Source organism: Streptomyces sp. NPDC051320, from assembly GCF_040682175.1.
Taxonomy (GTDB): Bacteria; Actinomycetota; Actinomycetes; order Streptomycetales; family Streptomycetaceae; genus Streptomyces.
This window is the reverse complement of the sequence record NZ_JBFBAL010000001.1, coordinates 423,121-436,153: the sequence shown is the minus strand read 5'-3', so window position 1 is coordinate 436,153 and position 13,033 is coordinate 423,121. Positions and strand designations below refer to the sequence as shown.

Sequence of the window (13,033 nt, the reverse complement as noted above, 5' to 3'; positions counted from 1 at the left end):
CCAGCACCTCGACGACCGGGCGAAAACGCCAGGTCAGATCCGTGTTGCCGGGCAGGCCGCCCTCGCCGGGCCGGCCGGGCCGCCGACGCCGGGCGCGGCTCGGATCGCGTCCTCCGCGAGGCCGGGTCACGATGGCAGCGGCGCGACAAAGATGACAGGCAGGGGTGACCACGGTGGGCGCACTGGTGCCGGTTCTCTTCGCTCTCTGCGCGGCCCTGTGCAATGCCGTGGCCACCGTGCTCCAGCGGCGTGCCGCGCTGACAGTGCCACGCTCCGACCACCTGAGGGCCGGCCTGATGCTGGACCTGGCGCGGCGCCCGGTCTGGCTGGGCGGCATGCTCGCCGTCGTCGCTGCCGCCGTCAGCCAGGCGATCGCCCTGGCCACCGGGGCGCTGTCGGTGGTGCAGCCGCTGTTCGTGCTGGAGCTGCCGCTGACGCTGCTGGTGGCCTCGCTGCTCTTCCACCAGCGACTGCGGCGCGCCGCGTGGACGGCCGTGGTGTGTGTGGTGGCCGGGCTGGGCGTGGCCCTGGCGACGGCCTCCCCGAGCGGCAACAGGACGCATGTGCCGATCGACCGCTGGGTGCCGGCCGCCGCCGTCTGCGGCGGAGTGGTCGCGATCCTGGTGGTGGCGGCGTTCCGGCGTCCCGTGGGCCAGGTGCGCGCCGCCTGCCTCGGTGGCGCGACGGCGCTCTGCTACTCCTTCACCGCGGCGCTGATGAAGACGGCCACCCACATCCTGGACGTCGACGGCCTCGTCGGATTCCTGACGGCGTGGCAGACCTACGGCTTCGCGGTGACCGGTGTGGGCGCGTTGTTCCTGCTGGAGAACACCATGCAGGCGGGCCCGCTGGTCGCCTCCCAGCCGGTGCTCACCGTCGGCGACGCACTGATCAGCGTGGTCCTCGGCATCACGCTCTACGACGAGCACATCCGTTCCGGCTGGTGGGTACTGCCGGAGCTCTGCGGGGTCGCCCTCATCGTGCTGGGGGCCACGGCCCTCGCCCGCACCTCGTTGGCGCAGAGCCTGATGGCCTCCGACACCCCGGGCCCGGCCACGAGCGAGGGGGTGCGTGGCCCGCTATGACGCGGGGCAGCCGGGGCCGCTGCCCCGGCCGGACGGAAGCAGCCGTCCGGACCGGGGCTCACTCCTGTGCGGTCAGGAAAGGCTCCACTGCTGGCTCGTCGCGCCGGTAGCCGTCTCCTGGTCGACCGCGGCTCCCTGGGTGGCCGAGCCGCCTGTGACGCCGATGTTCAGGTCACTGCCCACACCGGTGAGCTGGTACGTACTGCCGCTGTAGCTGCCGACCAGGTCGAGGAACCACTGCTGGTTGTTCCCGCCGTTGCAGGTCCACTGCTCCAGCTGCTGGCCGGTGGCGGCGGACTTGTTCGGTACGTCCAGGCACAACCCGCTGTTCACGCTCTTCAGCGTGTAGACGTTGTCCGCCACTCTGGTCACGGTCCACCGCTGGTTGGCGCCTCCGTTGGACGGCCACTGGATGATCTCCGCACCGGTCGACGTGGAGCCGCTCGCCACATCCATCGCCATGGAGCTCTTGACGTCGGTCAGGGTGTGGACCCCCGCGGAGGGCAAACCGCTGCCGGCCGTCCAGGTGCCTGCGCCGGGGTCGAGCGACCAGGTGGGGTACTGGCCGAGGTTGACCGTTGTCCCCCTGATGGTCAGCGGCAGCCAGATCAGCTTCGACGCCCCCAGGTCGGAGGTGTCCCAACGGTCACCGGCGTAGAGGTAACTGGTGCCGGAGGAGCCTTGAACCGTGATGACGTTCGCCGTCTGGCTGCCGTAGGTATGGGTACCGGCGGCGGCGAAGTCCCGGAACGACGACCAGGGGCCGCTCAGCGACGTGGCGGTGGCGTACACGTTGTCGTTCAGGCTCCAGCCCGTGAGGTGGGAGCCGAACACGTAGTAGACGCCGTTGGCCTTCACCATGGCGGGTGCCTCGATACTGCTGCTGCCACTGCCGCCCAGTACCGTCACCGCGCTGTCCACGGACAGGTAGTCGGCGGACAGCTTGTCGATGCGCAGCCCGTTGTTACGGTCCTCACTCAGCAGGTAGGCGGTGCCGTCGGTGTCCTGGAACAGTCCGAGGTCACGACTCAGGTTGCCCAGTGGCCGGAAGCTTCCCCGGTAGGTGTAGGGGCCGCACGGGGTGCTGCTGGTCGCCACACCGACCTTGGCGTCGGAGTAGTTCGTACTGTCGATGTGCATGTACATCACGTACATACCGGTCGAGGCGTTGTGGATGACCTTGGGCCGCTCCACGATGCGCTGGGGCCCCAGATCGCCGCTGCTCTGCTTGGCCAGCGCGACGCGTTGGTAGGTCCAGTTGGCCAGATCGGCAGAGGTGTAGCAGGTGATGTCCTGGAACGACGTGTCCGATGACGTCTCGCCGGTCTTGTCCTCCCCGAAGCCGTACCAGGTGCTTCCCGCTTTGACGATGCCGAGGCCGTGCAGTTGCAGCGCGTTGCCGTTCTGGTCGGTCCGTGCGGCGCCCGTGGTGAACGACACCGTGGCCGCGTGTGCCTCGGCCGCCGGAAGCAGAAGAGCCGCAAGGCCTGCGAGCAGCGTCAGAAGGGCGGCGGCGGCTCTGCGCCGGCGGCCCACCGATCGGGGGGGTACACCCTCGGACATGTTCTTCCCTCTCCTTGGCTGGGGCTCATCAGAGCGGCAAGCCTGATACGGCGTCAAGGATCGCGATCGATTTTGTTTGTTCTTGACCGACCTGCGGTGAGTCGCCGTCAAGAAACCTCATGACAACCGGTTGACCTCCCGGCGCAGCAGGCAGGAAACTGCGTGGGCGGTTCAGATTTTGTTACTTCCTGGTTGGATTCGTTGAACTGACTCCCGGTTTCATCTTCGCGCCGGGCTCCGGCACGGCCGACGCGTCATCCCCGCCCATGAGCCGCATCAAAGAGAGAGGTGTGCTGGTTGTGAACGTTCCAGGACGTCAGGAACCCTCCGACGCGCACAGAACCGGCCGCCCGGGATCGGTGTCCCGCCGCGGAATACTCAAGGGCGCGGCCGTCACCGCATCGGCGGCCGCGCTGGGCATCGCCGCCACGCGTCCGGCCGAGGCCGCCGGCGCATCGGTCACCGCGGCCTCGCTCAACGGCACCGTCATCAAGATGGCGCTGCTCGATGGTGCGCTCCAGTGGTCGGTCGAGCGCCACGGCAGGACGGTGATCGACACCTCGGCCATGGGTCTGCGGCTGAGCGACGGAACCAGCCTCGGCACCGACGCCGTGCTGACAGGCCGTGAGCACCGGCACGCTGACTCCACCTGGCACCCGGTGTACGGGCGCAACGCGACCGTCTCCGACCGTTACCAGGAGATGCGCTGGAACCTCCGCGACCGCCGCACCTCCATCGATTTCGGCGTCCAGATCCGGGCCTATTCGTCCGGTGTCGCGTTCCGCTACGTCCTGCCCGACCAGGGCGCCGCCACCATCGCCGGCGAACTCACCACATTCGGCTTCCCCGAGGACACGCTCGTCTACAGCGCGCGGGACGAGGACCCGTACAACCCGGTCACTCCGGGCTCCATCCCGTCCACCGGAACCAGTTCCACGGACAACGGCCCGCTGACCGACCTGCCGCTGACCGCCACCGGTGCCGACGGACTCATCGCCTGTGTCTGCGAGTCAGCACGCCTCAACTACCCTCGGCTGATGCTCAGTTCCGTCCAAGGAGCGCCCAACACCCTTGGTGCCTACCTGATGCAGCACACGGCCCGCGGCTCGGACACGGTCCAAACGACGTCCACGGTCAGCACACCGTTCGTCACGCCCTGGCGCGTGGTGGTGATCGGCTCCTCCCACGCGGAGCTGGTCGACAACGCCGAACTGGTGCTCAATCTGGCCCCGGTCAACGCCCTCGCCGACACCTCCTGGATCCGGCCGGGCAAAGCCTTCCGCTGCAATCTGACCACCGCCGACGGTCTGGCGGGCGTCGACTTCGCCGTCGCCCGGGGCCTGCAGTACATCGAGTACGACGCGGGGTGGTACGGACCGGAGAACTCCACGACCGACGCGACACAGCCGATCTCCGGAATCGACATGCCCACGGTCATCTCCTATGCGGCCGGCCAGGGGATCGGCCTCATCCTGTACGTCAACCGCATCGCCCTGAGCGACCCGGACTCCCTGTTCGCCCTCTACCGGAGCTGGGGCGTCGCGGGCATCAAGCTGGGCTTCATCAGCGACGGCACCCAGGCGATGACGAACCGGATCACCGACTGGGCCGAAACCGCGGCCAAGTACCGACTGCTGATCAACATGCACGACGACGTGCGCCCGTTCGGCTACGAGAGGACCTACCCGAACTGGATCAGTATGGAGGGCGTGCGGGGCAACGAGCACTTCCCCACCGCCACCCACAACGTCACCCTGCCCTTCGCTCGCAATATAGGCGGGCCGATGGACTACACCATCTGCTACGGCCAGTCCCGGGACCAGACCACCAACGCCCACCAGATGGCGATGGCCGCCGTGTACTACCAGCCCCTGAACTTCCTGTACTGGTACGACAAGCCGTCCAAGTACGCCACCTCCGCCAACTGGCCCGGGCTGCCCTGGTTCGATGCCATCCCCACCGTCTGGGACGAGAGCACGACGCTCGCCGGCTCGATCGGCGAGTACATCGCCGTCGCCCGGCGCAGTGGCACCACCTGGTACCTGGGGGCGATGACCAACGAGACAGCCCGGACCCTGTCGGTCCCGCTGTCCTTCCTCGGCGGCGGCGGCTACACCGCCACGGTCTACGCCGACGGGAGACCGGGGAGCAGCCCGTACCGCACCCCGGTCGTGGCGAGCACCCGGACCGTCACCTCGGCCTTCACCCTGAGCGTGGCGATGGCTGCCGCGGGCGGTCAGGCCGTCGTCCTGACGCCCAAATGACCTGCCCGGCAGGCGCTCTGCAGCGGGCCGAGGCCAGTCGAGGTTTCGTACGTGTGCCCGCCCCGCCGTTCAGCTCCCCCCGTTCGACGCGTATCCGTGTGCGAGATTCACCTCGGTGAACGGTGACTGGCGACCGTTCAGTTCGATGCGCGCCCTGGCGGCCGCGCCGAGGGCGACGGCGTCGTCGCCGAGGGAGGCGCGGACCAGGTGGACCGGGCGGCCGCTGACCGGGGGTTCGGCGGCGAGGGCGGTGCGGATCGCCGGTTCCAGGTGGGACCAGGCGCGGGAGACACCACCGCCGATGACGACGGTCGTCACGTCGATGAGGCCGGCCGTGATGAGGACCGCCCGGGCGATGGCCGTCCCGGCGGTGCGGAAGACCGCCAGGGCGTCCTCGTCACCGCGGCCCGCGGCGAGCAGCACATCCCGGGCGGTGGTGGCCGGCCCGGCCGCCAGGTCGGTGCGTTCCCGGTAGCGGGCGGCGATGGCCCGTCCGGCGGCGAGCGTCTCCAGGTGACCGCGACCGCCGCAGGAGCAGGGCAGGTCGCCGAAACCGGGAATGTGTCCGATCTCGCCGGCGGCGCCGTGCGGCCCGTCGTACACCTCGCCGTCGATCCACAGGGCGCCGCCCACACCGGTGCCCAGGGTGATGCCGAGTGCGTGTGACTCGCCGGCGATCGCTCCCCGCGGGGACGCCTCGCCGCGCAGGAAGGCGTTGACGTCGTTGTCGAGGAAGGCCGGTACCCCGAGCGCCGCCTCGACGGCGTCGGTCACCGCGTAACCGGCCCAGCCGCGGAAGGAGTCGCTGGCCACCAGGATGTGCCCGGTGTGCGAGTCGACGATGCCTGCCGCACCGATGCCGACGCCGGCCAGTCGGTGCGGGGTGCGGGCGAGTAGGCGGTGGAGCGCGGCGAGCGCGGCGCCGACCATGGCCCGGCCGCCCTCGGCGGCCGGGGTGGGCACCTCCGCGCGGTCGAGCACGGACAGTTCGGCGGTGCAGAGCAGAACCTGGGTGGTGGTGCCGCCGATGTCGATCCCGGCGACCACCTCGGGCCCGCCGTTACGCGCGGTGGCCGTCACGCGTTCTCCTCCGATCCGGCGAGCGATCCGTCAGCGAGCGATCCGTCAGCGAGCGATCCCGCGGCGAGGGCGGCCTGCCGCTCGGTACGCCGTCTGCGTTGCAGCACCGGATCGGGCACCGGCACGGCGGCGAGCAGGCGCCGGGTGTAGTCGGTCTCGGGATGCAGCAGAGTCAGCTCGGTGCGGCCCTGTTCCTCGACCCGGCCGGCCCGCATCACGACGACCCGCTGGGCGAAGTGCTGTACGACGGCCAGGTCGTGGGAGACGAAGAGGCAGGCGAAGCCCAGTTCGTCCTGGAGTTCGGTGATCACTTCGAGTACTGCTTCCTGCACACTGACATCGAGGGCGCTGGTGGGTTCGTCGGCGACCAGCAGCCGGGGCTCCAGGACCAGGGCTCTGGCCAGGCTGACCCGTTGGCGCTGTCCGCCGGAGAGTTCGCGCGGGGCCCGGTCGGCGAGGGCGCGCGGCAGCCGCACGCGTTCCAGGATCTCCGCGACCCGGTCGTCGCGTTCGCGTGCCGACAGGTCACCGCGGTGGATCCGCAGCGGCTCGGCGACGCACTGGCCGACGCTCATCCGGGCGTCCAGCGAGGCCACCGGGTCCTGAAGGATCACACCGATGCCCGAGCGCAGTGCGCGCCCGGCGCGGCCCCTGGTTCCGCGCAGGTCGGAGCCGAAGAGCGAGACGCTGCCCGAGGCGGGCCGGACGAGGCCGAGGGCGGCTCTGGCCGCCGTCGACTTACCGGAGCCCGATTCGCCGACCAGGCCGACGGTCTCTCCCGCGTGCACGGCGAAGGACACGCCACGCAGCGCGAACACGGCACGCTTGCGGCGTCCGAAGGTGACGCAGAGGTCGTCGAGTTCCACCACCGGCTGCCCGGCGGCAGGGGAGTCGCCCGGTGGAGCGGGCTCCCCGGGGCCGGCGGGGCGTTCGGCGGTGGTGACGAGGCGGGGTACGGCGGCGAGCAGCCGCTTGGTGTACTCGTGACCGGGCCGCATGAGCACGTCCTGCACGGAGCCGGTCTCCACGATCTCCCCGTGCCGCATGACCGCGACCCGGTCGGCGAAGTCGGCGACGACGCCCATGTTGTGGGTGACCAGCAGAACTCCGGTGCCGGTTTCGGTGGCCAGCCGGCGCAGCAGGTCGAGGATCTCGGCCTGCACGGTGACGTCGAGCGCGGTGGTGGGTTCGTCGGCGATGAGCAGGCCGGGCTCGTTGGCGATCGCCATGGCGATGACCACCCGCTGCCGCTGACCCCCGGACAGCTCGAAGGGGTAGGCGGTAGCCCGTCGTTCCGGCTCGGGGATGCCGACCTTGCGGAGCAGTTCGACGGCCTCGCGGGCCGCGTCCTGCTTGCTGACCGGCCGGTGGTTGCGGATGACCTCGCTGATCTGGGCGCCGATCCGGGTGAGCGGGTCCAGTGCGGTGGCGGGTTCCTGGAAGACCATGGACACGGTCCGGCCGCGTACCGCCGCGAGTTGGGCTTCGGTGGCGGCGACCACGTCGGTGCCGGTCAGCGCCGCCCGTCCGGTGGCCCGGGCGTTGCCGGGCAGCAGCCCCATCGCGGCCAGCGCCACGGTGGACTTGCCCGAGCCCGACTCGCCGACCAGGGCAAGTGTCTCGCCCGGACCTACGTGCAGGGAGACGCCCCGTACGGCGGGCACCTCGCCGCTCTCGGTGGTGAAGGTGACGGCGAGGTCCTCCAGTTCGAGGAGGGGCGCGGCCTGGGTGGCGGTGGAGTGGTCGGCGGCGGTCATCCGCGCCCCCTTACGTCGAAAGCGTCCCTGAGCCCGTCGCCGATCGCGTTGAACGCGCAGACGACGAGGATCACGGCGAGGCCCGGTGGCACGATCAGCCACCAGCGTCCCGCATAGGCGGCGGTCAGTCCCGAGGAGAGCATGCCGCCCCAGTCGGTGGCCGGTGGCTGAATGCCGAGTCCCAGGTAGGACACGTACGCCACCAGCAGGATCGCGTCGGCCACCTGGAAGGTGGCGGCGACCACGACGGTGGACACCGAGTTCGGCAGTATGTGCCGGCCGATGGCCCGGGTGTGGCTGCCGCCGATGGCGCGCAGGGTCAGGATGTAGTCGCGGCTCTTCAAGGTCAGCGTCTCGGCTCTGACCAGCCGGGAGGGCACCAGCCAGGAGACCAGACCGAGGATGATCACCAGACCGCCGACGCCCGGCGTCCAGATGGCCGAGACCACCAGAAGGATGAAGAGCGCGGGGATCGCGATGCCGGCGTCGACGACCCGCATCATGACGGCGTCGATCCAGCCGCCCGCATACCCCGCGGCGGCGCCCCACAGGGTTCCGATGCAGGTCGCCAGGACACCTGCGGCGAGCCCGACCAGCAGGGAGACCTTGCCGCCGTACATGAGGCGGCCCAGTTCGTCGTGGCCGATCGCGTCGGTGCCCAGCAGATGCGCCGTGCCGGGGCCGAGGTTCACCTGGGTGAGGACGGTGTGGGTCTGGTCGGTGCGGTAGATCAGCGGACCCACGAAGCAGAACAGGAAGAAGAAGACGACCACGGCGAGCCCGACCACCGCGAGCCGGTTCCGGGCGAACCGGCGCGCGACGAGGCGGAATCCGGTGGCGGCGGCCGGCGCGGCGGTCCGCCCCGTCTCGGGGCCGGGCGTCTGACCCGGTTGCAGTACGGCGCTCATGCCCGACCTGCCTTCACTCGGGGATCGATGATCCGCTGGACGATGTCGGCCAGGAACGTGCCGGCCACGGTCGCGATCGAGATGACCAGGACGCAGCCGAGCAGCACCGGGTAGTCGGAGGATTGCGCCGCGGTCCAGAACAGCAGTCCCATGCCCGGGTAGTTGAAGAGCTGCTCGACGATGAGCGCGCCACCGAAGAGCACCGGCACGTAGTAGCCGAGCATGGCGACGACCGGGGTGAGGGAGTTGCGGAAGACGTGCCGCCGCAGGATCGCGCCCTGCCGGGAGCCGCCCGCCCGCGCGGTGCGGACGTAGTCCTCGGAGAGGTTCTCCAGGGTCGCCGCCCGCATGTAGCGGCTGAACACCGCGATCATGGACGCGGCGCCCGACACGACCGGGAGGATGAGCGCGGCCGGGTCGGAGAAGACCTGCGCGAGCGTCTGGCCCTGCGGTGCCTGCGGTGGCAGCCAGGGCAGCACCTGGCTGAACAGCAGCACCAGGATCAGGCCGAGGAAGTACACGGGGGTGGAGTAGGCGATGAAACTGAGCGTGGTGATGACGTAATCGGCCGGCCGGTTGCGCCGGACCGCCTGCCACATGCCCAGCGGGATGGCGAGGATCAGTGCGACGACCGCGGACAGCACGGTGAGCAGCAGCGTCTTCGGCAGCCGCTCCACGATGAGCTGGGAGACCGGTTCGTTGAGGGTGTAGGAGACGCCCAGGTCGCCGCGGAGCAGTTGACCGAGGTAGTGGACGTACTGCACGGGCAGGGGCGTGTCGAGGCCCTGTTCGTGGTTGAACTGGGCGATCTGCTGCGCCGTGGCCTGCGGCCCGAGGATGCCCCGAGCGGGGCCGCCCGGCAGCGCGTGGAGCAGGCCGAAGACGACCACGGTCACGATGAGGACGACGACGACGGCCTGGAGGAAGCGCCTGATCAGATAGAGAAAGGTAGGCATGGTTTCCCGTCGGTTCGGGTCAGGTGGGGCGCGAGGATTCCGACGGAACTCACTTTTTGCGCCATTTCCATTGGGCCGGGTGGAAGTTGGCGAGAGAGTCCTGGGTGAAGCCGCCGAGGCCGTCCCTGAGCACCGATATCTGGTAGTCGGGTTCCGGCAGCCAGATCACCGGCAGTTTCTTGGCGAGCGCCGCGCTGTACTTCTGCACGGCCCTGGGGTCGCTGGAGGTGGTCGTGGCCGTGACGAGCTTGTCGACGGCCGGGTCGGAGTAATTGCCGAAGTTCGATCCGCCCTTGGTGCGGAAGAGTGCGTCGCCGGTCGGGAAGGCCGGGAAGTACCAGCTGCCCGCGGTGCCGAAGAAGGACAGCTGCCATGAGCAGCGGGCCTGCCCCGGGGTGCACTGCGGGGTCTGCGAGAGTACCGAGTTGACCGGAGCCGTCTTGACCGAGAAGTCGATGCCCGAATCACCGAACGACGACTGGAGCGCGCTCATCAGGTTGTCGGTGACGGTCGAGCCGGACTGCGCGAGCACCCGCATCCGGAACGTGGTGCCCTTGGCGACACCCGCACCGCACGCGTCGGAACCGCTGCCGGGCCGCGTACACACCATGACGCCGTTCTTCTCCTGCCAGCCGTGGCTGGTCAGCAGGGCCCTGGCCTTGCTGTTGGAGAAGGGATACGGGTTGTGTTTCTGCTGCTCCGCGAGGAAGTCGGAGGGCTGGCCCTGCGGGACCGGCCCGTAGGTCGGGACGGCGGTGCCGTCGTAGATCACCTTGGACAGGATGTCCTGGTCGACCGACATCTGTATCGCCTGCCGGGCGTAGAGCTGGCGGAAGACCGGGCCCATGGTGGGATTGGAGAAGTTGTACGGCATGTAGGTGACGGCCCAGCCGGCCCACGGCTTGACGTCGTAGCCGATGGAGGTGAAGGACTTCTTCTGCCCGAGGTCCGTCGAGTCGACGTAGCCGTAGTCGACCTGACCGGCGCGCAGCGCGTTCTTCTCCGCGTCGCTGGTGGTGAACGGCAGCAGGTTCACCGTCCTGATGTGGGCCTTCCCGCCGCCGTCGTACTTCTGGTTGGCGACGAGCGTCACCTTGCCCGAGGTGGAGAAGGTCTTGATGGTGTACGGGCCGCTCACCGTCTTCCACAGCGGGTCGCTCTGGTAACGGCCGATCTTCTTCGCCGCGGAGTTGAGGAATGTCCAGACCTGCTTGGCCCCGGCCGTGCTGCGGTCGGCGTCGGAGACCTTCCCGGCGGCGCTGGTCTTGTCCCACACGTGTTGCGGCAGCGGTTTGATCAGGCTCAGTTCGTTGGCCAGCATCCACTGGGCGTTGTACGCCTTGTCGAACGTGAGGGTGAAGTGGTGGTCGTCCACCGTCGTGAACGAAGTCCAGTTGTCCGGCGCCTGGCCGGGGCTGTAGCTGGCCCACTTGTCCTTTTCGGCCGTGACGACGTTGTACCAGAATTCCACGTCACGGGAGGTGATGGGCTTGCCGTCGCTCCAGTGCCGGTCGCCGAGGGTGATCTCGACACTCTTGCCGTCCTTGGCGAAGTCGGCGCCGGTGGCCACGGACGCGTCCTTGTTCCAGCCGATCGTTCCGGTGGAGCCGTCGTAGGAGACCAATGGCTCCCAGAGGGTGGAGATGATGGAGCCGTTGTTGGTGTTGAGGTGCGCGGCGGTGCCCAGCGGAAGAATCCAGTTGGGCATGAAATTGGCGGGCAGCGCGTAGTTGATGGAGTCGGTAGAGGCAGACGACGAACCGGTCGATCCGGTGCACCCCGCGAGCAGCGCGCTCGCTGAGGCGACGGCTCCCGCGACCAGAGCCCAGCGGCGACCGGGCACTGTGCGAGCACGCAACATGAATGACTCCTTGAGGACGGGGACGGGAGTAGTCAACGACCTCCGGGGCCGAAAAAACAAATAAAGTAATGTCAATATTTGGTTACGCTGATATTGGAAAAAGTCTCGCGCTGTTTTCTTTGAAAGGGCCTCGGCAAGCTTTGCTTGCGCCCAACTCCCTTATGAAACACGCCGGTTCGGCATTCCGGGTCTCCCGCCACCCGCTATCGGCGTTCCTGGGGCGGTGGGACGGGCGTAGGGTCGGTGCCACACATCCGCCGACGATAGTTAGTGCATGAATGAAATAAGTGCCGGGCGAAACGCTCCGCGGGGTTCCTCCCCCCTCGCCGCCCGGATCCTCGCCGTCATCGCATCCGGGCAGGCGACCTCGCGCGCCGAGCTGGCACAGCTGCTGGGGGCCGCCCCGTCGACCATCTCGTTGACGGTCGGCCAACTGCTGAGCCGCGGACTCCTGGCCGAACGCGGTACCCGCTCCTCCTCCGGTGGGCGGCCCCGCAAGATCCTCGTGGTCGGCGGCCGGGACGAGTTCGCGGTCGCCGCGGACCTCGGCGCCCACCACGCGCGGGTGGGGATCGTCCTGCCCGGCGGTGGCCTCGCCGACGTCTCGACGGTGCCGTTCGCCATCTCCGACGGCCCGGAACCCAGCCTGTCCCGGCTGGCGGACACCCTTGAGGAACTGGTCCGGCGGCGTGGCCTCGAGCGGCTGCGCGGAGTGGGAATCGCGCTGCCGGGACCGGTCGACACCGAGGCCGGGATGGTGACCCTGCCGTCCAGGATGCCGGGCTGGAACAGGTTCCCGGTCGGTGACTGGCTCCGGGAGCGTTTCGCGGTGCCGGCCGCCGTCGACAACGACGCCAACTGCATGGCGATCGGTGAGCACACCGTTCGACCACCCGAGGTCCGGCAGTCGATCATGGTGAAGACCGGATCGGCGATCGGCGCCGGGATCATCGCCGACGGCAAGCTCTACCGGGGCGCGACCGGGGTGGCCGGCGACATCACCCACGTCCGGATCGACGCGGCCGGGGACACCCCCTGCTCCTGCGGCAACACCGGCTGCCTGGAGACCGTCGCCTCCGGCGCCGCACTCGTCCGTATCCTCCGGGAACGCGGCGCCGACGTGCACTCCACCGAGGACGTCGTCCGCCTCACCTCGGACGCCGACCCGGAGGCGACCCGCGCGGTGCGCACGGCGGGCAGATACCTGGGCGAGGTGCTCGCCGCGAACGTCAACTTCTTCAACCCGTCCGCCGTGTACCTCGGCGGCATCCTCTCCACCCTGGAACCGTTCGTCGCCGCCGTGCGCAGCCAGCTCTACGAAGGCTGCCATCCGCTGGTCACCGAGCACCTGACCATCGAACGAGCCTCGCTCGGCGCCGACGCGGGGCTCGTGGGCGCCGGGCAGTTCGCCCTCCAGCGCGCTTTCAACCAGGCGCTGACGTCGCTCGCCTCCGAGCCGGACGCCGCGGAACCGGTCCCGCTCCCGCCCGCCGGGCCGCCGCTGGCCCCCGGCCCCTGACGTCTCCCGCCCGAGCCGCCCACCCGAGCCGGCCGCCCGG

General features: G+C 69.5%; 9 protein-coding genes. 3 read left to right on the top strand and 6 right to left on the bottom strand.

The genetic code is table 11. The annotated features are described in order from the left end of the window. Window positions 1–173: 173 nt before the first annotated feature. Window positions 174–1,085, top strand: coding sequence for a DMT family transporter (locus tag AB0M87_RS01975; RefSeq protein WP_365849872.1), 912 nt, complete (start codon window positions 174–176; stop codon window positions 1,083–1,085). Between the two features lie 72 nt (window positions 1,086–1,157). Here the strand turns inward: AB0M87_RS01975 and AB0M87_RS01970 are convergent, their stop codons facing one another. Further along, window positions 1,158–2,648 carry an RICIN domain-containing protein gene (locus AB0M87_RS01970; RefSeq protein WP_365849313.1) on the bottom strand — a complete coding sequence of 497 codons (1,491 nt, stop codon included), beginning with the start codon at window positions 2,646–2,648 and terminating at the stop codon, window positions 1,158–1,160. Window positions 2,649–3,007: 359 nt separating this feature from the next. On the opposite strand from AB0M87_RS01970, the gene AB0M87_RS01965 reads away from it, so the two are divergent. After that, entirely contained in the window at window positions 3,008–4,912 is a 1,905-nt protein-coding gene (locus AB0M87_RS01965) for a glycoside hydrolase family 97 catalytic domain-containing protein (protein WP_365849312.1), read from the top strand. Between the two features lie 69 nt (window positions 4,913–4,981). On the opposite strand, the gene AB0M87_RS01960 is transcribed toward AB0M87_RS01965, so the two are convergent. From AB0M87_RS01960 to AB0M87_RS01940, 5 genes are read right to left on the bottom strand one after another with little or no spacing between them, the layout of a single operon-like run. Next, entirely contained in the window at window positions 4,982–5,959 is a 978-nt protein-coding gene (locus AB0M87_RS01960; protein ID WP_365849870.1) for an ROK family protein, read from the bottom strand. A 29-nt stretch (window positions 5,960–5,988) separates the two neighbouring features. After that, a complete protein-coding gene (locus AB0M87_RS01955; RefSeq protein ID WP_365849310.1) occupies window positions 5,989–7,749 on the bottom strand; it encodes an ABC transporter ATP-binding protein in 1,761 nt (586 codons plus the stop codon). Then, window positions 7,746–8,657: an ABC transporter permease gene (locus AB0M87_RS01950; protein WP_365849309.1), complete on the bottom strand. Its 912-nt coding sequence runs from the start codon at window positions 8,655–8,657 to the stop codon at window positions 7,746–7,748. Before AB0M87_RS01950 ends, AB0M87_RS01955 begins: the two co-directional genes overlap by 4 nt. Then, complete coding sequence (locus AB0M87_RS01945; RefSeq protein ID WP_365849307.1) at window positions 8,654–9,613, bottom strand: ABC transporter permease; 960 nt, start codon at window positions 9,611–9,613, stop codon at window positions 8,654–8,656. The genes AB0M87_RS01950 and AB0M87_RS01945 overlap by 4 nt, the downstream gene beginning before the upstream one ends. Before the next feature lie 49 nt (window positions 9,614–9,662). After that, window positions 9,663–11,474 (bottom strand): peptide ABC transporter substrate-binding protein, encoded by a 1,812-nt coding sequence (locus AB0M87_RS01940; RefSeq protein ID WP_365849305.1) that lies wholly within the window; start codon window positions 11,472–11,474, stop codon window positions 9,663–9,665. A 274-nt stretch (window positions 11,475–11,748) separates the two neighbouring features. Here AB0M87_RS01940 and AB0M87_RS01935 point away from each other — a divergent pair, with 274 nt between their 5' ends. Continuing rightward, the gene (locus AB0M87_RS01935) at window positions 11,749–12,993 is read left to right on the top strand and encodes an ROK family transcriptional regulator (RefSeq protein ID WP_365849304.1); all 1,245 of its coding nucleotides are present in this window, start codon (window positions 11,749–11,751) and stop codon (window positions 12,991–12,993) included. Window positions 12,994–13,033 lie beyond the last annotated feature (40 nt).

What these genes read in the sequence shown, in the direction of transcription:
- AB0M87_RS01935 (WP_365849304.1), top strand. Translation starts at nt 11,749, where the DNA reads ATGAATGAAATAAGTGCCGGGCGAAACGCTCCGCGGGGTTCCTCCCCC.
- AB0M87_RS01955 (WP_365849310.1), bottom strand. Translation starts at nt 7,749, where the DNA reads ATGACCGCCGCCGACCACTCCACCGCCACCCAGGCCGCGCCCCTCCTC.
- AB0M87_RS01940 (WP_365849305.1), bottom strand. Translation starts at nt 11,474, where the DNA reads ATGTTGCGTGCTCGCACAGTGCCCGGTCGCCGCTGGGCTCTGGTCGCG.
- AB0M87_RS01970 (WP_365849313.1), bottom strand. Translation starts at nt 2,648, where the DNA reads ATGTCCGAGGGTGTACCCCCCCGATCGGTGGGCCGCCGGCGCAGAGCC.
- AB0M87_RS01945 (WP_365849307.1), bottom strand. Translation starts at nt 9,613, where the DNA reads ATGCCTACCTTTCTCTATCTGATCAGGCGCTTCCTCCAGGCCGTCGTC.
- AB0M87_RS01950 (WP_365849309.1), bottom strand. Translation starts at nt 8,657, where the DNA reads ATGAGCGCCGTACTGCAACCGGGTCAGACGCCCGGCCCCGAGACGGGG.